We start from the raw sequence: 24,763 nt of genomic DNA on the forward strand, positions 1-24,763 counted from the left end.
CCTTACTTGAGAGTGTTCTTGAGAGTGTTGGCGCTCTTAGATACACCCCGTAGTTTTCCCCTCCAGGAAGAGTTAGGGCTGGTAAAATAGTCCTAACTCTTTTTTATTTAGCGCCGTGATTGGTAATAACTTAACTCAGAAACACGGTGCCACTCTTTGGCCTGCTCCTTGAACTCTACGAACGACTTTAGAATTCGTTGATCGAGCTCAGTTTCGGCTTGCTCTTGAAGCATTTCTTCTGAGATTGACTCCAATTCTTTTAACACTTCTTTTGGTAATTCTCGAAGTTCCACTCCATGCTTATTGATAAGGGTTTGTAAGGCTTCGTTATTTTTCGCCGTAAAGTCAGCTAACAAGTCAGCATTCGCCGTGCGACAGGCTGTCGTCACTATTTGCTGTAAATCCTTTGGCAGTGCTTCATACGCTTTCTTATTAATCAAAGCTTCGAGCGTGGTGCCGGGTTCGTGCCAGCCCGGGTAATAGTAGTACTTTGCGGCTTTAAATAAACCAAAAGCTAGGTCGTTATAAGGGCCCACCCATTCAGCAGCATCGATAGCGCCGGTTTCTAATGAGGTAAAAACTTCACTGCCTGGCATTAAAACGGGGATTCCGCCTGCACGGCGCCAAACCTCACCACCAAGACCTGGAATCCGCATTTTCATACCTTTCAGATCATCCAACGAGTTAATTTCTTTATTAAACCAACCCGCCATCTGCACCCCGGTATTACCACAAGGTTCTGGGATCAGCCCCAATGGCTCGTATAATTCTCGCCACAATTCTAAGCCCCCACCATGCAACAACCAGCCGTTCATTTCCTGTGCATTGAGGCCAAAAGGCACTGCCGCAAAAAATGGCGTCATTGGTAATTTACCCTTCCAATAATAGGAAGCCCCGTGTCCAATCTGGGCTGCACCACTGGCCACAGATTCAAACACTTGCAAGGCAGGAACTAGCTCTCCTGAGCCATAGACTTTGACTTCCATGCGGCCACCGCTAAGCTCATTAATCAGCTTTGCTAAATATTCCGCACCTTCGCCTAAACCGGCAAAATTTTTCGGCCATGTGGTGATCATGGTCCACTTTATAACCTTACCCTCCCACTTTTCGACGGGCGTTACGGCTTCTTTTTTATCTCCCCCCGTGCACGCGGATAACCCCGCTACCGCGGCCCCAGCTCCAAGTGCACCGATAAACTTTCTTCTTTTCATTCAGATAACCCATTGATTAAGCTTGTTTTATTTATGCCATTTTTATTATGGTCGATTACACGCTTGTTGTACTCGGCATAAACCCTGTTAAAAAGACTGGCAACAATTTACCCAGTATAATAGGCTATGGCAACTTTGATTATAAAAAGATCGACTAGGGGGTATTAATGTCGAGTTTTATTAATATTTACGAACAAGCGCTCGATCCTGACTTTTGTAACCGCTGTATAGAAAAGTTCGAGAACAGTCCTCACCAGCGTCTCGGTGAAACCGGCCACGGTGTTGATAAAATAAAAAAGAACAGTATCGACATTACCGTGACTCAGTATCCTGACGAGTGGCAAGAAGAAATGCAGCATATTCAACACGCGGTTTTGCGCGGTATGATCCATTATGTTCGCCAATATCCTTTCTTGCTGGCGGGCGCCGTGTCTTTGATGTTCCAAAACCAAGATGGGGAAATGGAGCAGTTAAGTTACGTTGACGTTGAGAAGATGGATGACCAAAGTTTGGCTCAGTTTATTCAAGCTGTTTACCGTCTTGGCCCAGTCAATATGCAGAAATACAACAAAGGCGAAGGCGGGTATTTCCACTGGCATTCAGAGCACTATCCGCACCCCAAGGATCCGAATCAAGACTCATTACACCGAACTTTATTATGGATGTTTTATTTAAATGACGTCGAAGAAGGCGGTGAAACCGAGTTTTTCTATCAGCAAGTCAAGAGTAAGCCGAAGCAAGGCTCTTTAGTTATTGCGCCTGCTGCGTTCACCCATACGCACCGTGGTTTAAAGCCAGAATCGAATGATAAATACATTTTCACCAGCTGGGTACAATATCAGCGTGCAGATCAACTATATGGACAGCCAGAGCAACCGCAACAATAGTCAACGACATCTAAAAAAGCCCCTGAACAGGGGCTTTTAGTTTAGGTCATGATTTGTGTTTATGGATTACTGACGACATCTTCGGAACAGTTTACCGTCGAACCTGTTTCGCACACTTTATAGATGTAGCTGCTTCTGCGGCTCACACGCTCAGAGTAAGAACCATCATTTGCCGTCGAAGTTCTTAGCTGCCCGTTTCGGTAAATATCCACATTCGAACCATTAGCACCGTCCCAGTTCAGCACAGCATAAAAGCCCCACCAAGCTCTACTGACGCTCAAATTTATCGTCGATGGCTCAGCCTCTGTCACTGTGACCGTCTGAGTGCTGGTATCACTCGCGCCATCGTTATCGGTTACGGTTAAGGTTACCGTGTAGCTACCTGCGCTAGGGAATGTATAGTTCGCATTTGCTCCTGTGGCGCCAAAAGACCAATCATAACTCGTAATAGTGCCGTCGCTATCTGAGCTTGCTGTGGCATCAAACGCACAGTCCAGATTGTTACAGCTGACACTAAAGCTTGCTGTTGGTGGCTGATTCTGCGGAGCTTCGGTCACCGTAATCGACTGCGATACACTGTCACTGGCACCATCATCATCAGTGACCGTTAATGTCACCGTGTAAGTTCCCGCACTAGCATAACTATGACTAGCGGTAACTCCGCTCGCGCCAAACGACCAGTTGTAACTATTAATAGTCCCATCAGGATCGGTGCTCGCAGTAGCATCGAAGCTACAATCTAGGTTACTGCAGCTGTAACTAAAGTCTGCAACTGGTGGCTGATTCACTGGCGGGTTACCGCTATCGACCGCAGCCACTGCCGCCGCCGCATCAAGCATGCCCGCACCACAATTGCTGGTACTGCAACTCGAACTTGCTGGGAACGCCTTTGCAGAGTCCTTAATAGCTTGCTCGACTTCATCGGGCGTAAGATTTGAGTTTACTGCAAACATTAATGCTGCTACACCGGCAACATGTGGCGCCGCCATTGATGTGCCCGCATAGTAAGCATAAATATCATTGGCAGGGATCGTTGTGCCATCATTTAGAGTCGAAGCCACGCCGTCCTGGCCACCTTCACCACCCGGTGCCGCGACGTCAATTAAAGCCCCATAATTCGAGTAGCTTGCACGGTCGGCCTGCTTATTGGTAGCAGCTACCGAAATCACGCCGTTACAGTTACCCGGAGTAAAGCCGGAGACATCTGAGTTTGAGTTACCCGCCGCTACCACGACTACCGAGCCGTTACTGCGAGCCGTGTTAATTGCGTTTTGTGTGGTTGTTTGACACGAACCCGAGCCACCGAGACTGAGGTTTAGAACCTTTGCCGGGTGCGCGTTGGCCGGCACTCCTGACACATTGCCTCCCGAGGCCCAGACCATACCATCAGCTATATCGGACGTATAACCACCACATTTACCAAGCACCCTGACAGGAACAACTTTTGCATCATGAGCAATCCCCGCAACGCCAATACTGTTGTTTGTCACTGCGGCCACAGTTCCTGCGACATGGGTGCCATGCCAACTGGAATCTCTGCTGTCGAAATTAAACCCACAATCAAAGGTTCCATACCAGTCGCCAGGATCGCTAGCATCATTGTCTCGACCGTCACCATCGTTGGCGGTATCCACATCATTAATGAAATCATAGCCCCCAACAATATTTGCGGCTAAATCTTCATGCGGTAAATAACCCGTATCAATCACCGCAACCCTAACTCCAGCGCCCGTCGATAAGTCCCATGCGGCTTCTAAGTTAATACCTGAAACTGGATCGTGATAGTGCCATTGGGAGGAGTAATATTGGTCATTAGCAGTAGCGGCTGGATGTAAAATTCTATCGATTTCTACATATTCAATATCTGGATCCGACTCTAGCCTCTTAATTATAGCGTTGAGTCTTTCTTGGCTATGTTTCTTAGATAATCGAACAATTTGCGAATGGTTAAAGGCAAATCGTTTATGTGTCATTTGCAACGATGTTTTAGCACTGATATTGGCCATAGCCATGACCGACGCTTTATCGGCTCTATCAACATCATCTTTATATTTAATGATCAGCTGATCACTATCAGCGTAAACGCTAGCGGTTATCGCCAAGCTTAATGCCACAGCGATCGTGCTCAATTTTTTGTTCATAAGAATCCCCTGTCTAGTCCATTAACAAATGGCTCGTGACAAAAGTGGCAGCAGATTCTTAAGGTAGGCGCCACTTGTGTGACGAACCTATCTTTTATAGCAATTGTTCAATATTTAAACAAATCAGGCAGTCATTACTGTGAACTAATGATAATTCACCGTTAATAGTGTTAGCTAAACTTTACACTTTTGTGGTGCTACCCAATCAACAACCATGAAAAAGGCCGCCGAAGCGACCTTTAAATTGATACAGCGAATATTTAGCCAAGGCCATTGTATAAACTCTGGCTGAGTCATATCGCTGAATATTAACAACAAATCTTTTTAGTTAGTTGGCTCCAGTTTGGCATAGGCCAACATCAGCTTCTTTAGCCCCTCTTTTTCAAAATTCACCTGAACTGAGGCCTGGGGCCCATCCCCTTCATAATTGATAATAATTCCCTTGCCAAACTTAGGGTGCTGCACCAATTGCCCAAGATAAAATCCTTCGGGGCCTTTGCGCTTGATCGGCGATTGCTTTTGGAAAACGGGACGTTGCACTTGCGTGTTAAGGCGAACTTCAGTCATCAATTCCGCAGGAATTTCATTAATAAATCGTGACACCGAAGGATAGGTTTCGCGGCCCCACATGCGGCGCTTTTCCGCATAAGTCAGATAAAGCTGTTTCATTGCGCGGGTGATTCCGACATAAGCCAAACGGCGTTCTTCTTCGAGGCCACCTGGTTCATCGAGCGACATTTGATGCGGAAATAGCTTTTCTTCCATGCCCGCAATAAACACTAGTGGGAACTCTAAACCCTTGGCAGAGTGCAAGGTCATCATCTGCACCGCTTCTTGATACTCGTCTGCCTGGGTATCGCCCGCCTCCAAAGACGCGTGGGCAATAAACGCTGTAAGCGGCGTCATGTCAGGAGTTTCTTCTGGAATAACCTCATCAGGATCAAACTCACGAGTAGCGTTCACTAGCTCTTGTAAGTTTTCCTTACGCGCCTGTGCTTTCTCGCCTTTTTCCTTATTAATTTTATCCATCAAGCCAGAATGCTCGATTACCACCTCAGTCTGCTCCCACAAATCGAGTTCTTGGGTGCTCGAATCGAGTTCATTGATCAGGTGCAAAAATCCTGCCATGGCAGTTCGCGCACGTGGCGGTAATAATTGCTCAACCACCATTTTACTGGCCGCCTGCCATAATGAGGTTTCATCAGCACGAGCTTGTGCACGAATAAGATCCACCGACTTTTCACCAAGACCACGAGCCGGCGTATTGACCACTCGCTCAAACGAGGCATCATCGTCACGATTGGTCATGAGGCGTAAATAAGCCAGTGTATCCTTAATTTCCGCACGTTCGAAGAAGCGCAAGCCGCCATAAATACGATAAGGGATGTTACGATTAAGCATCGCATCTTCGAGAATCCGCGACTGAGCGTTGCTTCGATAAAGGATGGCAATATCGTTATAACTGTTGCCCTGCTGCACCCAGTCTTCGACTCTCGCCGCAATAAAGCGTGCTTCTTCCTGTTCGTTAAAGGCTGAGTAGACCGTGATCGGCTCGCCTTCGTTACCTTCCGTCCATAGGTTCTTGCCCATTCGTTCGCTATTAAAGGCAATGACGGCGTTAGCCGCTTTCAAGATAGTGCTGGTAGAGCGGTAATTTTGCTCCAAACGCGAAATTTTGCAGTCAGGAAAATCATCCTCAAACTGTTGAATATTCTCGATTTTTGCCCCACGCCAGCCATAAATCGATTGATCGTCATCGCCAACAATCGTGATTCGATTACCGTCATGACACAAAAGACGGATCCAAGCGTACTGTATAGCGTTAGTATCTTGGAACTCGTCGACCAGAATATGCTTAAAGCGATCACGATAATGCTCTAACAAATGCGGATTATTCGCCCACAACTCATAAGCCCGTAGCAGTAATTCGTTAAAATCCACTAACCCTGCGGTTTTACAAGCTTCTTCATAGGCGTAATAGACTTTGACCATGGTGCTGACGAAAAAATCGCCATGATGTTGAATATTACCAGGGCGTAGTCCGTCGTCCTTTTTGCCGTTAATAAACCACTGTGCTTGCTTCGGCGGCCATTCGTTATCATCAAGGTTGAGCTCTTTCATCACTCGCTTGATGACTCGTAACTGATCTTGCGAATCTAAGATCTGGAAGCCTTCGGGCAAGCCAGCATCGCGATAGTGAGCACGTAACAGGCGATGTGCAATGCTGTGGAAAGTACCAATCCACATACCTCGCGCCGGCATCGCTAACATATCCTCGACACGCCCCAGCATTTCTTTAGCGGCCTTATTGGTAAAAGTCACCGCCAAAATCGAGTGCTCAGAGAGCTGTTCGACCTTAACCAGCCAAGCAATGCGGTGAACCAAGACCCGAGTTTTACCCGAGCCAGCGCCGGCCAACACCAGTAGCGCCTTGTTTGGCGCGGTTACTGCTTCAGTTTGTGCATCGTTTAACGATTCGATTATGCTAGAGGCATCCATATAAGCTATGCTTACCCAAAATAAATTGATGGCCTATTGTATGAAAAATACGAACGTTTTATTACCCCTATTCTCGGTTTTCCTGCTTTTATCCGGCTGCATGGGGATGGTGCCCGATGTTGATCAGGAGAAACTGGTCGAAGATGCTTATTCATTACAACGACTTAGCGTTTTACAGCATGCCATCAAGGACCCCATCATTGGTTTTAAAGCGGGCTTAACGAGCGAGGCGGCCCAAGATGCTTTTAATGTTGATGAACCGCTTGTCGGCGCTTTATTCGCCAGTGGTTTTAGTCGTAATCGCAGTGCTTATGTTTTAGGCAACTACCATGACCTGAGAATGGAGGTAGAACTGGGCTTTCTCTTAAACCAAGCCATCACTAAGCCCATCACCAAAGAAGAGCTTCCCCAATACATTCGAGCTGTAGTGCCTATCGTCGAACTGCCGCACTTCCGCTTTACGCGAAATGACCAGATGACCGCATTAACGTTAATCACCAGTAACGTTGCTTCCAATCAGTTTATTATGGGCAATACCATGCCCTACGACTCAGAGCAGATTGATCAGATTAAAGCGACCTTAACTAAAAATGGCGTCACCATAAACCAAGGTAAAGCCACAGATGCCATGGGTAGCCAAAAAGATACTTTAGTGTGGATGATTAATAAATTATTAGAAGTCGGCTATACCATCGACAAGGATCACTTGCTGATTACCGGCGCCCTTGGCACAATGTTGCCTGCGGAAAAAGGCCAGTACGAGGCTTACTTTGGTACTGATCAGATGAAGTCTTACGAACAGTATTTGGTTTCTTTTTCAATCCGCTAAAAGTTTCACTCGCTTTTAAATCAATTATTTATTCGCCATATTAAGCGACTCAATCAATTCAGGAGCAATCATGCGCGCAGTATTTCTCGACGCCGACACACTGGGCAACTGGCAAGGTAAATCAAACCAACCCTTGGCTGATCTTACGCCTTTAGCCAATTGCTTTGAGCAATTTGATGCGTACAGTCTGACCACACCAGAAGAGGTTATTGAACGCAGTAAAGATGCTGACGTTATCATTACCAATAAAGTCGTGCTTAATGCTGACACCTTGAAGCAACTGCCGAACCTTAAAGCAATTCAATTAGCGGCTACCGGCATGAATAATATTGATTTAGATGCTGCAAAAAGGCTTGGCATTCAGTGTTTTAACGTTGCTGACTATTCGACATTCGCGGTAGCACAGTTGACCCTGCAGTTTATGCTGAATTTTGCTACTCGCGCTTGTGAACATTACCAGCTCACGGCGCAAGGCGCGTGGCAGAAAAGCCGTATGTTCACGCTGACTGACTTCCCGATTATGGAGCTTGAAGGTAAAACTTTAGCGTTAATTGGCTATGGCAATATCGGCAAAAAAGTTGAACAATTAGCGACAGCCTTTGGTATGAATGTTGTGGTTGCGAATATTCCTGGTCGTCCTATGCGCGACAACCAAATCACCATGGACGAAGCTCTTCCGCAGGCAGACTTTGTTTCGCTGCATTGCCCGCTAACGGAAGAAACTAAAGACTTGTTGAACAAAGACTTTTTTCACAAAATGAAGTCTACGGCTTATGTTATTAATACTGCTCGCGGTCCTGTGATTAACGAGCAAAACTTAGCCACAGCTTTAAAAGAGAAAGTGATCGCAGGCGCTGGCTTAGATGTTCTTTCCGTTGAGCCACCAAGCCCAAATAACCCATTACTTGCTGCCGATGTGCCAAACCTTGCTATCACTCCCCATATCGCCTGGGCTAGCCATGAAGCCAAACAACGATTGATTCAGGGCATGGCGGATAATATGAAAGGTTTTGTGGCAGATAACTAAACTTAAGCACTCGCTATAGAGCAGTTACATGATTCTTTAACTGCTCTATATCATTGACGTCGATATGCAAGTGCTGGCAATCGGCGTTGATACTGCTTTGTATATCGGTGTCATGATTATCGCCCACATGGAGTAATTCCTGCGGTTCAATATTTTTTAGTGCGCACACTTTGTGTAGCATTTCAGCCGAAGGTTTAGCGCGACCATCAACACCCGCAATAAAGTGTTTTTCGAAATAGTCCATTAGCCCAAGCCAATATAAATTCGAGTTGCCATTACTGACGGCAAATAAGCTGTACTTTTGCTTGAGTGTTTCTAGCAATTGATAGGTCACTTGTGGAATTTGTATTTGATTGCGCCAGTAGTAAAAAACGGCGAAGGCTTGGTTCACTAAATTTAGGTCGCCTGCTGTTTCGAGTAGCATATGTTCAATAACAGCCTTGCGTAATGTTGTCATGTTATCAAAGTGCGGAATATCTTGCGCAATAAATTGCTCAGATACACGGTGCATACTCTCGATCGTATAATGCTCTTTAAATGGCGGGTGCTTACGACCTAGAAACTGGTAAAGCTCATGTTCGCACTTTTCTATAACCCCTGAGTTATCCCACAAGGTATCATCGAGATCAAAACTAATGGCTTTTACCTTATCCCACGTTACCGCAGAGATTTTTTCTTTAATGCTTTGTGACATGATATTTAATTAATCTTTTTTCTTGGGTGATGTATTTTTATCAGTAGGACTCTTGCGTGCTCTAGGATGCGCCGCATCATAGGTTTTTGCAAGGTGCTGAAAATCCAAGTGGGTATAAATTTGTGTCGTTGCAATACTGGCATGACCTAATAATTCTTGTACTGCGCGCAAATCGCTCGAAGACTCTAAAACATGAGTGGCACAAGAATGACGTAGTTTATGCGGATGCAACACATCGGTTAAACCTTGGCGCTTACCCCAGTAATTTAATCGCTGTTGAATCGAACGGTTGCCTAGCCGTTGCCCTCGACTACTTAGGAATAATGCTTGCTCGCTTGTGTCTTTTACAAACGCCACTCTATTTTTGATCCACTTTTTCAGCAGCTTTTCCGCAGCATTACCAAACGGCACTTCGCGAACTTTTCTGCCCTTTCCTAAAACTCGTAAACTTTGATCGTTAAAGCTGATAGAGTTTAAGTCCATCGACGATAATTCGGACAATCGAATTCCTGCGGAATATAAAAGCTCAATCATCGCTTTATCTCGAATCTCGATTGGCTCGTCTTCCGGTAAGCTGTCGATAAAATGATTTAAGCTATCGACATCAATATTTTTCGGTAAGCGTTTTGGCTTTTTAGGGCCTCTAAGACCAATCGCAGGGTTGGTCTTTATAATTTTCTGCGCCACTAAATAATCGAGAAACCCTCTGAGCGACGATAATTTTAAAGAGATAGTGGAAGGCGAAGCACCATTGCGATGATGGTGCGCCATCCATAGCCGAATATCCTGGCTAGTGACTTGTGGCCAACTTGAAATCTTGTCGTGTACGTACTCAAGGAAGTCGACTATCTGACGTTTATAATTACTAACGGTATGCTCTGAGTATTGCTTTTGATGTAGCAATCTGTCGCAATACTGCTCAACCGTTTTTAGCATATTTTTGCCTATATCACTTCACTAAGCAGGCGTGGAAAATATCACCGATAAAGCGCAAAAATAAGGTTCCCATATCTGCTGTAAATAAGCCCACATCTTCGCTACCTAGTGCGATAAGCCCGACTTCTGCACCATCGCCTAGCGGAATTAATGCATAGGATTGTAGGTTATCCTCGACTTTAAATAACTGTGAGATGCTTTCTGTCACGCGCCCACAAATCGGATCGTTTTGAATAAACTGAATATCGGTCAGCTTTCTCAGGGTGTCGACATCCGAGACATTCACACCCTCTAGATTTTCTGGGTTATTGCATAACCACACCTGGCAGTCATTAATGTCAAAATACTTTATTAACTGCTCTTTAAGGTAATCCACTATTTGTTGCTTGGTCTGTAGCTCAACCATTCTTACAGCTATTTCAGAGCACTTTACAAGCAACTCACTATTATCTTGCGCGTTAATCACCATTTCATTCAAGCGTTGTTGCAAGGTCTCTGTTCTATCGCGCAAGTTCAAAATTTGACGCTCAACCAGTGACACCGAACCATACACTTTATGATTGATTTTTAATTCTTCTAATAATTGTGGGTGGCGCTCAAAGAACTCAGGGTTTTTCTCCAAGTATGAAGCAATTTTCCCCTCAACCCTTACTAAATCTTCAGCGGCTCTACTCATTCTCTCTTCTCATCGTTTGATTGATTTAATTAGCAATTTTAAATATCAATTTGCCCTTCAAACACTACCTTCGCCGAACCAGTCATATAAACGTTTCGTCCCTTGCCTGCCCAGCGTATCCATAAATTCCCCCCTGGCAGACCGACCTTAACTTTCTCATCCAATAAATTTTGTAAGCGTCCAGCAACTACAGCCGCACACGCCCCTGTGCCGCAGGCTAACGTTTCTCCAACGCCCCGCTCAAACACTCTTAGCTTTATCTCGCTCGTATCCACCACCTGCATAAACCCAACATTAGCTTGTGCTGGGAAATAACTATGCTGGCTTAATATCGGCCCCACCTTTTGTACTGGCGCAGTCACAATATCATTAACTTGTAGCACACAGTGTGGATTACCCATCGAAACCGCACCGATTTTATAGCGAATACCCTCTGCGTCGATCATGTAGGTATCAGCCTGCTCGGCAAATCTCAGCGGCACTTTCTCTGGTTCAAACCGTGGCTTACCCATATTGATGGTCACTAAGCCGTTGTCTTCAAACACAGTGCTCATAGTCGCGGTATTGGTAGAAAGTCTCAATTCCCGCTTCCAGGTCAACCCTTTCTGCCTTACATACTTCGCAACCGCTCTGGCACCGTTACCGCAATGGCCCGCTTCGCTACCGTCAGCGTTAAAAATTCTGAAGTGAAAGTCGGCCTCTGGGTGCTGTGGCGCCTCAATCATTAAAAGCTGATCGAATCCCACACCGAAATTTCGGTGAGCTAACTGGCTGATTTGCGCCTGATTTAAATATACAGGCTGCGAAATCGCGTCCACCACCATGAAATCATTCCCAATCCCTTGCATCTTAGTAAAAGGGACTATCATTGGCTCACCTCATCACGCGCCTTATCAGCAGTATCTTCTTGTTCCTCTTGCTTTTTTTCAGGCTCATTATCCGGCAAGAACAAAGGTCCTTTTTGACCGCAAGCAGCCAAAAACATCACGGCCATAGCCGTCAGGCTGAGCTGCCGTATACGTTTCATTGTCATCATTAACATTTTCTTGGAAAATAAGTCTTATCTTGCAATAGCTTGGTTTTGACTGCAAGCACGATTGCATTCAACAACACATCTGGCACAATATCCGTCCACTATTGAAGTAAAATGGTACCCGATAATGGCTACGCTAACAGAATCTGAATTTAACGACAAAATGGATCAAACGATTATCGCCATTGAAGAAGCTTTGGACGAGCTCGACGAGCTGGACATTGATTACGAAACTAGCGGTGGCATTTTGACCATAACCCTCGAAAACGGCAGTAAAGTGATTATTAACCGTCAGACCCCACTTAAACAGCTCTGGTTAGCTGCCAAAGACGGCGGTTATCATCTTGATTGGGTTGAAGGACAGTGGCAAACCGATAAAGACCAAGAGGCGCTAGAGCCTTTACTGAATCGCGTACTTTCACAGCAATCCGGTGAAACCGTAGAGCTTTCGCTCAATTTTTAACTTTTTACAGCCCGCATAAATACTTTTAGGAATCTCCATGAGCGAAACTACTTCTCAAACACAATCAGAACTATTACCGTGCGTAACCGTCAACCCTAGCGCAGAGCACAAAGCGACCGTTATTTGGCTACATGGCCTTGGTGCCGATGGGCATGACTTTGAGCCGATTGTGCCTGAATTAAAGCTGCCGGCCGAATTAGGCATAAAATTTATTTTTCCTCATGCACCAGTTATGCCAGTTACTATCAATGGCGGCTATGAGATGCGCGCTTGGTACGATATTCGTGATACGGATTTGGCTAACCGCGAAGACAAAGACGGTGTGCGTCTGTCAGCCTCACTCATTGAAAAGTTTATCGACACTGAAATTGTCGCAGGGATTCCAAGCGACAAAATTATTCTGGCAGGTTTTTCGCAAGGCGGTGCGATCGCATTGCATTTAGCCACCCGTACTCAACATAAATTAGCTGGAATCGTCGCTCTTTCTACTTACCTGACGATGCCAGAAGAGCTTGCTAGCGAAAAGTCATCAGCTAACTTAGACACCCCTATTTTCATGGCTCACGGCTCACAAGACCCTGTAGTACCCATGCAACGCGGTCAATTCAGTGCTAAAACCTTGCAAGACAACGGCTTTAAAGTCAGCTGGCAGGACTATCCAATGGCACATGCCGTGTGTTTAGAAGAAATTCAAGCTTTGGGTAGCTATTTACAGACACAGCTTTAAGCAATACCACTTTGGCAATACTTTTTTTCGCAATACTGTAGTGGATGCTTTTCAGCGTCCACTACACTTAAATCTGACAAGACTCTAAATACTCACTCCTCTCAATATTTACTTATAAACAATTAAGAAAAAGGTTATTGAAAGGTCACTGAAATGCTCTTACAATAAAATAATTCTAAGGAAAATCTCAAATTCAAGGAGTGAGTGCCGTGGACAAAATATCTATTCCAGATGAAGCCCTTTTTTACATTTCTGAACGTACTTTACCTATCAATGCTGTCATCGATTTCATTTATGAAAATCCATCACAGCAAACAATCGATCACTTTAAAAACATCAACTTACATCTAAAAAATGGCCAGGTTAAGCCTGGACAGATGGTCATAATTACCCCTCCTGATGCCTCTTACTGTCATCAATGGGAAAACGTTATGATGGAGGCCGCAGCTTATACTGATCAGCAGCTTTCGCAAATGTCCGCAGCTGAAAAAGTAAACCTCGCAAGACATTACGATTTAATACAGTATTCCACCGAGTACGTAGGCGCTGGTTACGGTTTAACTGCAACCTTTTATGAACAAAAGAAGAAACATGTCGAAAGGGTTCTAAAAGAAATTGAACGTCTGTATAAGAATACTTTACGAACTAACAATGGAAAATTAGCCACAAAGAGCTTTTTCCAACAGCGACAAGCTCTCTTTAGAAAGCTAGACTACGCAATTAATGGCATGTTAGAAAGAAGAATGTTTAGTCGAAATGTACCAATATCGCAACTAAAAAACACCATGGGCATTAGTAGCAAGGCCATCATGCATCAATGGAAACATCAACCAGGAGCAACTAACCTCGACGGTTTTAAGTCTAACTATAAAAAGCTCACCACCGCTAGTAAATCCTTCACTCGCCTAGGTTATTTATCCATTGGTTTGGATATAGGTTACAGTGCAGCTGCTATACATGAAGCTTGTACCGTAGACAATTCCGCTGACTTTTGCCGATTAACTACCTATTCTCAAACGGGTAGAGCCGCGGGTAGCATTGCTGGAGGGGGCTTTGGAGGATGGGCGACCTCTTATGTTACATGTAATCTTGTATTTGGACTGGAATCAGCGGGAACAAGTTTATTATGGTGCACTATTGTTGCAAGTGTCGCAGGCGGATATGCTGGTAGCCAATTAGGCTCTCACATAGGACAATCTTCAGGTGAAGCAATTTATGAGTATTCAAGGTAATGTATCAATTATTAATTAATTTATATCAATCAGCCCCCATAATCTTACTTTCATTATTCGGTATGCTGGTTATTTTCTTGTTGATTATTAATGCTATCTACTTCTACTTTAGGTATCAAAAATCTATGGAGAAAGAGTTGCTAGGGGATGATTATAGTTCAGGAGGATTTTTATATGATTCTACACGGCTAATGATGTATGGGCACTATATCCTATTTCCCAAGCGTGCAAAGAAAGCAGGCGTGTATGAGTTCTTTAAGAATATTCCTTTTAAAGTAAAGACTCACTTACTTATTCATTGGTTTGGCCTGATCATTGGCGGTATATGCTTCTTTGTACCAGCCACCATAACCTACTTTCAATGAGAGCCCGACAACTCTATTATTTATGCTCAATAAACTTATCACCGCGTTTTTGGATGAGCCATTCATGCTTATGGGCTTTTTCGGAGCATTAATTATAATTGTTTGGCTATTACACGCCCTCTATTTCTATCTAAAATACCAGAAAAATATGGAAAAAGAGCTGATGGGGGATGAGTATTATTCTGGCGGCTTTTTATATGACGGTATGAGGGTTATGATGTATGGTCACTATATTCTATTTCCCGCTCGGGCAAAAAAAGTCGGTGTGCATGATTTCTTCTCGACACTTTCCCCGAAACTAAAGAGGCATCTGTTATTTCATTGGTTTGGTCTGATTATTGGCGGTATATGTTTCTTTGTGCCAGCATTTATTTATCGTTAGTGACATTCTCTTGCTAAACAGGCACTGTTATGACTTAGACTTGTAACTAGGCCCTTAGATTAAACGCCCAAGCAAATGATTAACTTGTAATGAATACGTCCTATATGAGCAATTTATCTTCTGCCCTTTTAGAGCAGCCAAAATACCTATTCTTCTTTCTCGGATGCTTGCTAGTTTTTGTTGGAATTTTTCACGCTGTTTACTTTTATGTCAGATACCAGCGAAAGCTAGATAAGCAATTTATGCGAGATAATTATTACTCTGGCGGCTTTCTCTTTGATGTATCACGGTTATCAAACTATGCCATGTTCATCCTTTTCCCAGGTCGTACTAAAGATAAAAAGACTCAATCATTCTTCAAAAACTTAGAGCCTAAAATAAAAACTCACCTGCTATTTCATTACTTTGTAATGTTTATAGGAGTAATTTCTTTATTTACTCCTATCGTTTTAACTTATTTTTAGTATTCTGAAGTGTAGAATAATTAAACTATGCATTTAACCCTGCAACAGTTGTTAATATTTATAGGCTCTATAGGTATTATACTGCTTATTTTTTGGCTACTTCATGCACTCTATTTCTTTCTCAAATATCAAAAAGGAATGGAGAAGGAACTCATGGGAGATGACTATTATTCTGGCGGTTTTTTGTATGACGGCATGAGGGTTATGCTGTATGGGCATTATATCCTATTTCCCAAGCGGGCACGAAGAGCCGGTGTACATGATTTTTTCTCAGATCTTGAGCCCAGAATAAAAAGACACTTGTTAATCCATTGGTTTGGTTTAGTAATAGGTGGGCTCATTGCCTTTATTCCGGCAATACTATTGTACTTTCAATGAGAGCCCGACAAATCAATTATTTATGGTTAATGATGTATAAGTTTGGATATAGCTTATCAAAGCTTACATACGGTCTGTATTGAAGAAACATAGGAGCTAAGGAGTTTTTAACTAATGCCTTTTAATGCAACTGACAGAACACTAGGACAAAAAAGCATCTGGCAAGTTTATCGTAAACTATGCTGGGAAGCTGAGCTATTCAATGAAGTCCCTGACTATATAACAACAAGTATCGAATACCAATCAAGCCTTTATGCACATGACTCCAAAATTTACTGCTCTATTAATTGCGCTTCAACAAGTTTGTCTTTAGTTGACTGGCTTTTCCACACACTATCTGAATGCGAGGAGTCTAAAAATATAGCACTTAAATCATTTACAGATAGTAATCTAAGTAATGATAAGGACTTCCTATTCGACCTCAGAAAAAAGTATCCTGTAATTAACCTTTCCCATCAAATCTGCAATGCAAATAAACATTATTATCTTAGGAAGAACTCTATTGACGAAAATGTTCGAGTAATGGTTGGTGATATCATTGAGTTAAATGAAGATGGTAGTCAAAATATTAGGCCTGCAATCAATGTTTCTCAAACAAGTAACTCAGTTGTTCAATACAACTGTCCAATTAATGAATTTATTCTCGATTTGGTAAACTTTTGGGGCGTAACGTTAGATAGCCTCAAAATACCTGATAAAAACATTTTTTTCTCAGGTTAACAATCAAGCCATAGAGGCGTAAATTCCATTACGGCTTAGATACCAGCGCGTGAACTGCTCTTGGGGGATTGCTGGTGAGATGTAGTGTCCTTGTGCCATGTCGCAGCCTGTGTTTTGTAAATACTCAAATACGGCTGCTGTTTCTACACCTTCAGCAATAGTTTTTATGCCCATCTTTTTAGCCAAGGTTACGGCGGCGTCCACAATATAGGCAGCACCTTTATCATCAGGTAATCGTTTGATAAAAGTTTGGTCTATCTTTATCAAGGATGCAGGCAGACGATGCAAGTATTGCAGGGAGGAGTAGCCTGTCCCAAAGTCGTCAATTGAAATTGAAAAATTTGCGTTAGCTAATTTCGTTAGCTGCTCAATGGTTTCTTCCATATCCATAACTAATGAGCCTTCGGTCAATTCCAGCTCTATCCACTGACCATCAATTGCAAATTTCTCTAGCATCGCTATAACTCGGTCGGTAAACTTTGGGTATAACAAATTTCGCGTAGAAATGTTTACCGCTACCGGAATCAAAATCCCTTGATTTTTCCACTTTAAATGCTGGTTAATCGCTTCTTCTAGGGCAAACTCTGTAATCCCTTGGATTAAAGTACTTTGCTCAGCACGCGGAATAAATGAACCCGGAGCTATCATCCCTTTTTCAGGGTGCTTCCACCTTAAGAGCGCCTCTACGCTACAAATTTGCCCGGTCACCAGATCGATCTTAGGTTGGTAATGTAAACCTACCTGCCCTGTTTCCAAACCTTTTTGCAACTGACCAAGAATTGAGATACTTCTTTCCGTGCGACTCACTACTTCTGGGTTATAGGCTTTGATATCTTGTGCCAACTCTTGGACTAGCGCTAGCGCAGCTTCCGCTTGATGCAGATAAACTTCAGGAGATTGCTTGCCATCGCCAAAACACACATAACCTGCTCTTGTTTCAACATGAACCGATATTTGGTTATAAATTACGGCTTCTTGTAATAATACTCCGAGGTTGTTTAAAAACTTTGTATTTTCTTCTTCGCCTTTATTGAGAATAATGGCGACTTCCGCTGAGTCGGTATGAAAAATATCATCGCCACCGTTTAATGCCAATCGCCTAGCAACTTGTTTAGTTGCATGCTCGATAACATTAAAGCCGAATGCAGATTTTAATTCTAATGTATTATCTATGGCGATAATTGCCAGCGTTGTGGCACTAGTCATTTCATTACGCTCTTTTAAATCTTTTATAGCCTCAAAAAGAGCATTTCGGTTAGGCAGTCCTGTTGACGGATTGTGTTGGGATAACCATTTAAAGTGTGAGAGGTAGCGCGCTACACTACTACTAATATAACCACTGCCACCACCTATTAGGACAAAAAAGCCTGCTCGATATAACCAATTTTCAGCAGGTTGCATTTCATTAGTAACCACATTAATCGGCATGTGTGGCCCTAATGCTAGCCCTGCGATTAAGCCCATAAGTAGGCCACCTTTTAGACCAAAGAAAGTGCCGGCAAGTAGGATGGGGATGTACATGAGTTGCGAGTAGACATATTTAACCCCACCCGTCATATAGACGAGAATACTTACTAGCGCAACCATGACTAGTAATGTAGGGATTAGCGAGCGTTGTATTATTTTTTTATGTCGCTCTACCCAGTCGAAGACTTTTGAGGTCTCCATAAAACCTCCAGTTCCATACGTGCAGTCACCTTCAGCTAGATTAGACTGTCACAATATCCATACTAAAAGCATCAAGGATTCATTACAAGCTATTGTTTTTAAAGTAAACCTTATGCCTTAGAATTTTAATTTAATTTCAAACACTTATTATGTTTATCTAGATTTTTAAATCCTTTTCAGACACTATTAGCAAGATGAAGAATAATTATTCACAAGAAAACAGTAGCCACTCTATTCCAGACTTTTGTCAGGCGTCGACGGTGTACCTTACCGTTATTGCGAGTATTTTACTGGCGTTACTGTTAAGCCTTGTCAGCCCTGAGTGGCACACCAGCTTCTGGTATAACTTAAGTTTGTACTCGTTGTTTGTGCTTTGGGTCTCGCTGACGAGCCTTGGTACTCTCTGCCTATTGCGCCGTTATATGCCTGTTCGATATTCGCTCAAGCTCTCCTTAAAGCGTTTTTCGGCGCTGGCTATCAGTATTATCTTATTCATTACTCTTAGCTTTAGCTTGCTCATTAGTCACTATCTTAGCCAAGAACCCTCACTGTGGTTTTTATTACGAAATCTTGTGATTGCGTTTATTGTGAGTGGTGTTTTGTTTCGATATTTGTATTTGCGTGAAGAAAGTCTGCGTCGCATCCGCTCCGAAGCCGAAGCCCGCGTACAAGCACTTCAGTCCAGAATCCGCCCTCATTTTTTGTTTAACAGTTTGAATACCCTAGCCAATTTGGCGGCAGTCGATCCAGAAAAAACTGAACAGATGATTTTAGACATGGCTGATATTTTTCGAGCCAGCATGAAGCGCTCCGATGTTTTGATCCCTTTTTCTGAAGAGCAGGAGTTATGTAATCAATACTTAGGACTTGAGTCGCAACGTCTGGGCGATAGGTTAAGTATTGAGTGGCAGGTAAGTCATGTGCCGAAAAGTTTATTGGTACCACCGCTTTTGATCCAACCACTGCTTGAAAACGCGGTATATCACGGCATTCAAAAACACCCGCAAGGTGGCACCGTTGTGATCAAGGGTGTTAGTTATCAAAAGTACATCCAGATTGAAATTACTAACCCACTACCGCCTGTCGATGCAGAACATCACAGTGGTAACTCAATGGCGCTCGCTAATATTCGGCAAAGACTTGATGTACTCTATGGAAATAAAGCTCAACTCACGTATCATCAAGCGCAAGATAAGTTTTACTGCATTTTAAAAATTCCAAAGCAGTTCTAAGGGTTTCAGTATTTTCAAATACTAGTATTAAGATTTTCGGGGATATGAAACGGCATTATGAAGACCATTATTGTTGACGACGAACAACCTGCGCGCGAACGTATTCGTCGGTTGTTAAATCATTACAACAGTATCCATATTGCGGCTGAGGCTACCAATGGCCAAGAGGCTCTCAATCTTATTCGTGAGCACAACCCCCATCTGATCTTCCTCGACATATCCATGCCGGTAATGAATGGTGTTGAGTTAGCAAAAATCCTCAGCCAGGAATTTCCCCAACTTAAAATCATCTTCACGACGGCTTATGATCAGTATGCACTGCAAGCTTTTGATGTGAATGCCACCGATTATCTGCTCAAACCTATTCGTAAAGAACGGCTTCATAAAGCGCTTTCTAAGCTGATGCCTACGGAGGTAGAACAAGAACACATCACAATCCGCGAACGTGACGTAGTGAAAAAGGTTTTACTCAAAGATATTCTCTTTTTACACTCCGATCAGAAGTACGTGGAGATTCATTTAGCGCAGCAAACTTTATTAGCGAGCGAAAGCTTAAAAGAGCTCGAGAATCGCTTCCCACACCTGTTTTTACGAATTCATCGCTCGACACTGGTTAACCGCCAACACTTCTACGGCATAGAGCAAGACGATAGCCGCTGTCTAGCGTTACTGCGTGACTGCGAGACAAAACCCATCATCAGTCGTCGCCACCAAGCTGACGCTCGTCAGTTTTTGCAGTCATCCAACGACTAAAGTTGCTTAAATTAGGCTAACCTGCGGTTATTTATGATAAACTTGCAGCAAATTTCAGTAGCTTTTATTGAGTCCTAAGCGACAAACTTCCGTCTATGAGCATTACAACCATTCGTATCGCCACGCGTCAAAGCCCTTTAGCCCTATGGCAAGCAGAATATATTCAGCAGCGTCTCGAGAGCATTCACCCAGATTTAACTGTTGAATTAGTTCCTATGACCACTAAAGGCGACAGAATCTTAGGGACGCCTTTAAGCAAAATTGGTGGCAAAGGCCTTTTTGTCAAAGAGCTTGAGCAAGCCATGTTAGAAGACAGGGCTGATATCGCAGTGCACTCGATGAAGGACGTGCCGTACAAGTTCCCACAAGGCCTTGAGCTTAAAGTTATCTGCGAGCGCGAAGATTCTAGCGATGCTTTTGTATCGAATAACTATCACAACCTAGATGAGCTACCAGTTGGCGCTACTGTAGGGACATCGAGCCTACGTCGCAAAATGCAGATTCTCGCTTTGCGCCCTGACTTACACATTACAGATCTTCGCGGTAACGTTGGCACGCGTCTTTCTAAGCTCGACATGGGGCAATATGACGCCATCATCCTAGCTTCTGCTGGGTTGATACGCCTAAAGCTTGGTGATCGCATTGCCAGTCGTTTTGAGCCAGAGCAAATTCTTCCAGCTCCAGGGCAAGGCGCAGTAGGTATCGAAGCTCGTACTGACAGTCCAGAGCTTGATGCCTTATTGGCACCGCTTCAAGACGAAGAAACCGCTTATCGTGTAAAAGCCGAGCGTATTATTACGCAAACACTACAAGCTAGCTGCTCAGTTCCGATCGCAGCTTACTCCACCATTACAGACGGCACTTTGTCGCTACGCGCATTAGTCGGCGGTATCGACAACCAGATGATTGAAGCATCTGCCGAAGGTCCAGCGGAAACCGCTGAAACCATTGGCACAACTGTCGCCGATTCGTTACTCGCACAGGGCGCGAAAGAAATGATTATGGCTCTTGGTACAGAGTCATAATTGAAAGAGTTGATCTTGTGAATACTGAGCCTAAGGTTATTGTTACTCGTCCTTCGCCTTATGGTGAGCAGTTGTGCGATCTTCTTGCGCAACACAGTATCGACAGCGACCACTGCCCACTTATCCACTTTTTAGCGGATCTGTCCTTTAACACCGATGAGCGGTTGGAGCTTCTTCAGCAAAATCACACCTGGATTTTCGTCAGCCGCCAAGCAGTGAACTTTTGCTTCGAAGGTTTTAGTGCCGAGCAAAAAGCAAGCATCGTTAAACTCGCACAAAGCAAAGCAATTATCACAGTGGGCGACGCCACCGCAGATTCACTGGCGCAGCTTGGCATCAAAGGGTTAATACCACCGACTCCAAATAGCGAGGGTATGATTCATCTGCTTGAGAAATACCAACTCAAAGAAAAGCCGACGTTACTCATACGAGGCGGCCAAGGGCGTAAACTTCTGCAAAATTATTTTAACAACGGCCAGCTTAACATCATGCCCGTTTATCAGCGCCAACCGACCGAGCAACCTTTACCTACACTATCAAGCCAAACTGCTATCGTCATAACCAGCGGTCAGCTACTAGAGCTCGCCGCATCTCAAGTCGCGCCTGAGAAAAGAGGGACTAGCGCTATTATTGCAGGTAGTCAGAGGATCAGCGAGCTAGCCCAACAGATGGGTTTTACAACTTGCTATACTGCCAAGGACGCTTCAAACCAGGAACTGGTAAAAAGTTGCCTGTTATGGCGAAATCACGTTACTTAACAACACATTGTTGAATAATGTATAGTTTATAAAGCATCCGAATTCATAACTAGAGAAAAGAACCGATGAGCAACAAGGATAATACTAGCGAACCAAACGATCCTCGCCAAGAGGATGCAACTGACCAAGGCAATGATAAAGCGATCAGTAGCCAGACTGATTCAGATGTCGACCAAATTGCCGCCGATTCAGCTTTTGATGATATCCCACACTCGGAGCATACCGACTCCAATCAGTCAGGCGATAGTTCGTCAGAGCCCAGCTCATCACAACCCAATAAGGCTTCCAAGAAAGCTGCTACTAAACCGATTAAATGGTTTATCTTAATCATCCTTTTAGCAGCTATTGGCTACGCCATCTTTTTTGGCTGGCAAAAATGGAAAAATTACCAAACTAGTCTTGATAAAGCTGATCGTATCGAAAACATTGAACAAAATGTTTCTCAGCAACAGTCGCGCTTTAAAGCACAGCTGTCTGAGCAGAACCAAAAGCTTGAGCAGCTAACGTCCCGTCTTGAAGACAATCAGCGCTATGTTGAGCAGTTGCAAGATGAACTGCGAACAACACAGCGTAAATTCCAAACCGTCACTTCAGAAAAACAACAAGACTGGCTATTTAATGAAGCAGAGTACCTAATCCGTGAAGCCTCTTATAAGCTCAACTTTACTGATGACGCGGCTTCTATTATCGCATTATTGCAAGCCGCCGATAATCAATTAGCCGGCCTTAATGACGGCTCTTTAACAGAGCTTCGTCAAGCCATAAGCCAGGATATTAACGCCGTGCGCGGTAGTGGTAATCTCGATATCGAAGGTATCGCCATTGCGATTGAAACTTTAAAGGACAATTTAGCCCAGCTTGAATTAGCCAGTGTCCAACTTGAAAACAAAGAGAATTCCGTTGAGGAAGTACAGTCAGAAACCGATCTTTCGAGCTGGCAACATTTTAAAAACTCCATGTCTAAAGCGGCCAGTAAATACTACACGGTTCACCAGTTCGATGAATCGACTCAACCCTTTATCAGCCCGCAAAAAGATCGTTTATTACGCGAAAACATCTTACTTAACCTGCAAACAGCGCAGCTGGCAGCATTGCAAAACAATCAGGCGCTGTTTGAGTCTAACTTAACCAACGTTAAACAATGGGTCGAGCAATACTTCAAGCAAAAGCCTGCTTCGACACAAGCATTTCTCGAACAAGTTTCGGAGTTACTCAACAGTAGTGTCGAGTTAGATTTACCGCAGTCCTTACAGTCTTACACTTTAATTCGTGAGATTTCGCAAAGTAAGGTAGATGCCTGGTTAGAGTCACCGTCTACTACCAAAGAAGTGCAAGAGGACGTGGCGCCTGACACTCAACCAGACAATGAACCAGACAATGAACCAGACAATGAACCAGACGAGACAGCAGAGGAGCCATCAGCATGAAGCTAAAATGGATCATCTTAATCGCTCTCTTCGGCGGCTTGATCTTGGGCCCTTTAATTAGCAATGTCCCAGGCTCCACCTACATATTGCTAGACCAAACTGCTATCGAGTTTAAGAATAATTTCGCCATTGCCTTAGTCCTTTTGTCGCTCGTTGGGGTGTGGCTATTGTGGATTCTCATTCGCTACTTACTAAAAACCAGCAATCTCACAGTAGGCTGGTTTGGCGATAGAAACTTACGTAAAGCGCGCCAGCAGACTATTGATGGCATGATCGCGCTTGCCGAAGGTCATTGGAAAACTGCCGAAAACTTATTAGTGAAAGGCGCAAAGTTCCGTGATACTAAGTTAATTAACTACCTTGCGGCGGCACGAGCGGCACAAGAGCAAGACGATCATAAAAGTCGCGACGAGTATTTACAAGCGGCGGCAAAGGCTCAGCCTGACGCACACATTGCTATTGGCTTAACCCAAGCCCAACTTAAAATTCGTCATCGACAGTACGAGCAGGCTCTTGCTACGCTAAATCATTTGCGTGAGCTTTCGCCACACCACCCTTATGTACTCAAGCTTTTGCATCAACTTTACACCAAGCTCGGTGATTGGGAACGAATTATTGAATTGCTGCCTAAGCTTCATAAAAACCGAGTCTATAGCGCCGAACGAGTCGCTGATATCGAGGTTATTGCTTGGGCCGAATTATTGAGCTTGATTGCTAAGCGTGACGGTTTAACTGCTGTTAATGAACAATGGTTAAAACTCTCGAAGAACGTTCGTAAACGTCCTGAAGCACAATTGGCTTATGCTGAAATTCTTGCCGAGCAGCACCAATACGATCAGCTAGAACTGCACATCAAAGACTCAATGAAACAGCAGTGGCAAGAACGATTGGCGCAGCTGTACGGCATGATCGAAAGCCAAGAGCCTTCGCGCACATTAGCCACCGCCGAAACCTGGTTAAAGCAAAAACCGAATAATGCCGTATTGCTGACAACGCTCGGCAAACTGTCTTTACGCGCTCAGCTATGGGGCAAGGCCAAGAAATACCTTGAGCAAAGTATTGAGCAACAAGCTACAGCCGAGGCCTACTATTACTTAGGGCAAGCTTATAAAGAGCTTGGTCACCCGATCCAGGCGCAGGAAGTTTTTTATACAGGACTGGCGAATGAAGTGAGTCCACAAAAGAAGCATGAAGTTATTGAAGATTTAAGCGAAGAGTAGCGAAAAATAGCAATCA

The 24,763-nt window shown here is 43.9% G+C and carries 25 protein-coding genes; 16 read left to right on the forward strand and 9 right to left on the reverse strand.

Annotated elements, in window-relative coordinates; all coding sequences use genetic code 11:
• Positions 1-107: 107 nt before the first annotated feature.
• Positions 108-1,211 carry a TRAP transporter substrate-binding protein gene (locus DL796_RS03470; protein WP_110200006.1) on the reverse strand — a complete coding sequence of 368 codons (1,104 nt, stop codon included), beginning with the start codon at positions 1,209-1,211 and terminating at the stop codon, positions 108-110.
• Between the two features lie 167 nt (positions 1,212-1,378).
• Here DL796_RS03470 and DL796_RS03475 point away from each other — a divergent pair, with 167 nt between their 5' ends.
• Positions 1,379-2,098 (forward strand): 2OG-Fe(II) oxygenase, encoded by a 720-nt coding sequence (locus DL796_RS03475; RefSeq protein ID WP_110200008.1) that lies wholly within the window; start codon positions 1,379-1,381, stop codon positions 2,096-2,098.
• Between the two features lie 59 nt (positions 2,099-2,157).
• Here the strand turns inward: DL796_RS03475 and DL796_RS03480 are convergent, their stop codons facing one another.
• A complete protein-coding gene (locus DL796_RS03480; RefSeq protein WP_110200010.1) occupies positions 2,158-4,239 on the reverse strand; it encodes a S8 family serine peptidase in 2,082 nt (693 codons plus the stop codon).
• A 324-nt stretch (positions 4,240-4,563) separates the two neighbouring features.
• Complete coding sequence (uvrD, locus tag DL796_RS03485; protein WP_110200012.1) at positions 4,564-6,738, reverse strand: DNA helicase II; 2,175 nt, start codon at positions 6,736-6,738, stop codon at positions 4,564-4,566.
• Between the two features lie 40 nt (positions 6,739-6,778).
• On the opposite strand from uvrD, the gene DL796_RS03490 reads away from it, so the two are divergent.
• Together DL796_RS03490 and DL796_RS03495 are read left to right on the forward strand one after the other, a co-directional pair.
• Entirely contained in the window at positions 6,779-7,567 is a 789-nt protein-coding gene (locus DL796_RS03490; protein WP_146205067.1) for a 2-keto-4-pentenoate hydratase, read from the forward strand.
• A gap of 70 nt (positions 7,568-7,637) precedes the next feature.
• A complete protein-coding gene (locus DL796_RS03495; protein ID WP_110200016.1) occupies positions 7,638-8,594 on the forward strand; it encodes a D-2-hydroxyacid dehydrogenase in 957 nt (318 codons plus the stop codon).
• Positions 8,595-8,607: 13 nt separating this feature from the next.
• Here the strand turns inward: DL796_RS03495 and DL796_RS03500 are convergent, their stop codons facing one another.
• The 5 genes from DL796_RS03500 to lptM are packed head-to-tail and all read right to left on the reverse strand — an operon-like array spanning position 8,608 to position 11,927.
• Positions 8,608-9,288 carry an HAD-IA family hydrolase gene (locus DL796_RS03500; protein WP_227592951.1) on the reverse strand — a complete coding sequence of 227 codons (681 nt, stop codon included), beginning with the start codon at positions 9,286-9,288 and terminating at the stop codon, positions 8,608-8,610.
• A gap of 9 nt (positions 9,289-9,297) precedes the next feature.
• Positions 9,298-10,224, reverse strand: a complete 927-nt coding sequence (gene xerC / locus DL796_RS03505; protein ID WP_110200018.1) for a tyrosine recombinase XerC — start codon at positions 10,222-10,224, stop codon at positions 9,298-9,300.
• Positions 10,225-10,237: 13 nt separating this feature from the next.
• The gene (locus DL796_RS03510; protein WP_110200020.1) at positions 10,238-10,900 is read right to left on the reverse strand and encodes a DUF484 family protein; all 663 of its coding nucleotides are present in this window, start codon (positions 10,898-10,900) and stop codon (positions 10,238-10,240) included.
• Positions 10,901-10,938: 38 nt separating this feature from the next.
• On the reverse strand, positions 10,939-11,769 hold the full coding sequence (dapF, locus tag DL796_RS03515; RefSeq protein WP_110200022.1) for a diaminopimelate epimerase: 831 nt from the start codon (positions 11,767-11,769) through the stop codon (positions 10,939-10,941).
• Positions 11,766-11,927 (reverse strand): LPS translocon maturation chaperone LptM, encoded by a 162-nt coding sequence (gene lptM, locus DL796_RS03520; protein WP_110200710.1) that lies wholly within the window; start codon positions 11,925-11,927, stop codon positions 11,766-11,768. The genes dapF and lptM overlap by 4 nt, the downstream gene beginning before the upstream one ends.
• Positions 11,928-12,060: 133 nt before the next feature.
• Between lptM and cyaY the strand changes: the two genes are divergently transcribed.
• The 7 genes from cyaY to DL796_RS03555 all read left to right on the forward strand — a co-directional run bounded on the left by cyaY (position 12,061) and on the right by DL796_RS03555 (position 16,664).
• On the forward strand, positions 12,061-12,396 hold the full coding sequence (gene cyaY / locus DL796_RS03525) for an iron donor protein CyaY (RefSeq protein WP_110200024.1): 336 nt from the start codon (positions 12,061-12,063) through the stop codon (positions 12,394-12,396).
• A gap of 37 nt (positions 12,397-12,433) precedes the next feature.
• The gene (locus DL796_RS03530) at positions 12,434-13,123 is read left to right on the forward strand and encodes an alpha/beta hydrolase (RefSeq protein ID WP_110200026.1); all 690 of its coding nucleotides are present in this window, start codon (positions 12,434-12,436) and stop codon (positions 13,121-13,123) included.
• Between the two features lie 209 nt (positions 13,124-13,332).
• Positions 13,333-14,355, forward strand: a complete 1,023-nt coding sequence (locus DL796_RS03535) for a hypothetical protein (RefSeq protein WP_110200027.1) — start codon at positions 13,333-13,335, stop codon at positions 14,353-14,355.
• Positions 14,355-14,720, forward strand: a complete 366-nt coding sequence (locus DL796_RS03540; RefSeq protein WP_110200029.1) for a hypothetical protein — start codon at positions 14,355-14,357, stop codon at positions 14,718-14,720. Before DL796_RS03535 ends, DL796_RS03540 begins: the two co-directional genes overlap by 1 nt.
• Before the next feature lie 22 nt (positions 14,721-14,742).
• A complete protein-coding gene (locus DL796_RS03545) occupies positions 14,743-15,102 on the forward strand; it encodes a hypothetical protein (protein ID WP_110200031.1) in 360 nt (119 codons plus the stop codon).
• 104 nt (positions 15,103-15,206) lie between these two features.
• Entirely contained in the window at positions 15,207-15,566 is a 360-nt protein-coding gene (locus DL796_RS03550) for a hypothetical protein (RefSeq protein WP_110200033.1), read from the forward strand.
• A 492-nt stretch (positions 15,567-16,058) separates the two neighbouring features.
• The gene (locus tag DL796_RS03555) at positions 16,059-16,664 is read left to right on the forward strand and encodes a hypothetical protein (protein WP_110200037.1); all 606 of its coding nucleotides are present in this window, start codon (positions 16,059-16,061) and stop codon (positions 16,662-16,664) included.
• Between the two features lie 3 nt (positions 16,665-16,667).
• On the opposite strand, the gene DL796_RS03560 is transcribed toward DL796_RS03555, so the two are convergent.
• Entirely contained in the window at positions 16,668-18,332 is a 1,665-nt protein-coding gene (locus DL796_RS03560) for a putative bifunctional diguanylate cyclase/phosphodiesterase (protein ID WP_110200039.1), read from the reverse strand.
• A gap of 194 nt (positions 18,333-18,526) precedes the next feature.
• Here DL796_RS03560 and DL796_RS03565 point away from each other — a divergent pair, with 194 nt between their 5' ends.
• From DL796_RS03565 to DL796_RS03590, 6 genes are all read left to right on the forward strand, one after another.
• Positions 18,527-19,564, forward strand: coding sequence for a sensor histidine kinase (locus DL796_RS03565; RefSeq protein WP_110200041.1), 1,038 nt, complete (start codon positions 18,527-18,529; stop codon positions 19,562-19,564).
• Positions 19,565-19,621: 57 nt separating this feature from the next.
• A complete protein-coding gene (locus DL796_RS03570; protein WP_227592953.1) occupies positions 19,622-20,317 on the forward strand; it encodes a LytR/AlgR family response regulator transcription factor in 696 nt (231 codons plus the stop codon).
• Positions 20,318-20,412: 95 nt separating this feature from the next.
• The gene (gene hemC, locus DL796_RS03575; RefSeq protein ID WP_110200045.1) at positions 20,413-21,342 is read left to right on the forward strand and encodes a hydroxymethylbilane synthase; all 930 of its coding nucleotides are present in this window, start codon (positions 20,413-20,415) and stop codon (positions 21,340-21,342) included.
• 17 nt (positions 21,343-21,359) lie between these two features.
• Complete coding sequence (locus DL796_RS03580; protein WP_170114206.1) at positions 21,360-22,100, forward strand: uroporphyrinogen-III synthase; 741 nt, start codon at positions 21,360-21,362, stop codon at positions 22,098-22,100.
• A gap of 65 nt (positions 22,101-22,165) precedes the next feature.
• A complete protein-coding gene (locus DL796_RS03585) occupies positions 22,166-23,527 on the forward strand; it encodes a uroporphyrinogen-III C-methyltransferase (protein WP_110200049.1) in 1,362 nt (453 codons plus the stop codon).
• Complete coding sequence (locus DL796_RS03590; protein WP_110200051.1) at positions 23,524-24,747, forward strand: heme biosynthesis HemY N-terminal domain-containing protein; 1,224 nt, start codon at positions 23,524-23,526, stop codon at positions 24,745-24,747. Before DL796_RS03585 ends, DL796_RS03590 begins: the two co-directional genes overlap by 4 nt.
• Positions 24,748-24,763 lie beyond the last annotated feature (16 nt).

Source organism: Kangiella spongicola, from assembly GCF_003194565.2.
GTDB lineage: Bacteria > Pseudomonadota > Gammaproteobacteria > Enterobacterales > Kangiellaceae > Kangiella > Kangiella spongicola.

Coding starts and splice junctions, on each gene's coding strand:
- DL796_RS03470 (WP_110200006.1), bottom strand. CDS start 1,211: ATGAAAAGAAGAAAGTTTATCGGTGCACTTGGAGCTGGGGCCGCGGTA.
- DL796_RS03475 (WP_110200008.1), top strand. CDS start 1,379: ATGTCGAGTTTTATTAATATTTACGAACAAGCGCTCGATCCTGACTTT.
- DL796_RS03480 (WP_110200010.1), bottom strand. CDS start 4,239: ATGAACAAAAAATTGAGCACGATCGCTGTGGCATTAAGCTTGGCGATA.
- uvrD (WP_110200012.1), bottom strand. CDS start 6,738: ATGGATGCCTCTAGCATAATCGAATCGTTAAACGATGCACAAACTGAA.
- DL796_RS03490 (WP_146205067.1), top strand. CDS start 6,779: ATGAAAAATACGAACGTTTTATTACCCCTATTCTCGGTTTTCCTGCTT.
- DL796_RS03495 (WP_110200016.1), top strand. CDS start 7,638: ATGCGCGCAGTATTTCTCGACGCCGACACACTGGGCAACTGGCAAGGT.
- DL796_RS03500 (WP_227592951.1), bottom strand. CDS start 9,288: ATGTCACAAAGCATTAAAGAAAAAATCTCTGCGGTAACGTGGGATAAG.
- xerC (WP_110200018.1), bottom strand. CDS start 10,224: ATGCTAAAAACGGTTGAGCAGTATTGCGACAGATTGCTACATCAAAAG.
- DL796_RS03510 (WP_110200020.1), bottom strand. CDS start 10,900: ATGAGTAGAGCCGCTGAAGATTTAGTAAGGGTTGAGGGGAAAATTGCT.
- dapF (WP_110200022.1), bottom strand. CDS start 11,769: ATGATAGTCCCTTTTACTAAGATGCAAGGGATTGGGAATGATTTCATG.
- lptM (WP_110200710.1), bottom strand. CDS start 11,927: ATGAAACGTATACGGCAGCTCAGCCTGACGGCTATGGCCGTGATGTTT.
- cyaY (WP_110200024.1), top strand. CDS start 12,061: ATGGCTACGCTAACAGAATCTGAATTTAACGACAAAATGGATCAAACG.
- DL796_RS03530 (WP_110200026.1), top strand. CDS start 12,434: ATGAGCGAAACTACTTCTCAAACACAATCAGAACTATTACCGTGCGTA.
- DL796_RS03540 (WP_110200029.1), top strand. CDS start 14,355: ATGTATCAATTATTAATTAATTTATATCAATCAGCCCCCATAATCTTA.
- DL796_RS03545 (WP_110200031.1), top strand. CDS start 14,743: ATGCTCAATAAACTTATCACCGCGTTTTTGGATGAGCCATTCATGCTT.
- DL796_RS03550 (WP_110200033.1), top strand. CDS start 15,207: ATGAGCAATTTATCTTCTGCCCTTTTAGAGCAGCCAAAATACCTATTC.
- DL796_RS03555 (WP_110200037.1), top strand. CDS start 16,059: ATGCCTTTTAATGCAACTGACAGAACACTAGGACAAAAAAGCATCTGG.
- DL796_RS03560 (WP_110200039.1), bottom strand. CDS start 18,332: ATGGAGACCTCAAAAGTCTTCGACTGGGTAGAGCGACATAAAAAAATA.
- DL796_RS03565 (WP_110200041.1), top strand. CDS start 18,527: ATGAAGAATAATTATTCACAAGAAAACAGTAGCCACTCTATTCCAGAC.
- DL796_RS03570 (WP_227592953.1), top strand. CDS start 19,622: ATGAAGACCATTATTGTTGACGACGAACAACCTGCGCGCGAACGTATT.
- hemC (WP_110200045.1), top strand. CDS start 20,413: ATGAGCATTACAACCATTCGTATCGCCACGCGTCAAAGCCCTTTAGCC.
- DL796_RS03585 (WP_110200049.1), top strand. CDS start 22,166: ATGAGCAACAAGGATAATACTAGCGAACCAAACGATCCTCGCCAAGAG.
- DL796_RS03590 (WP_110200051.1), top strand. CDS start 23,524: ATGAAGCTAAAATGGATCATCTTAATCGCTCTCTTCGGCGGCTTGATC.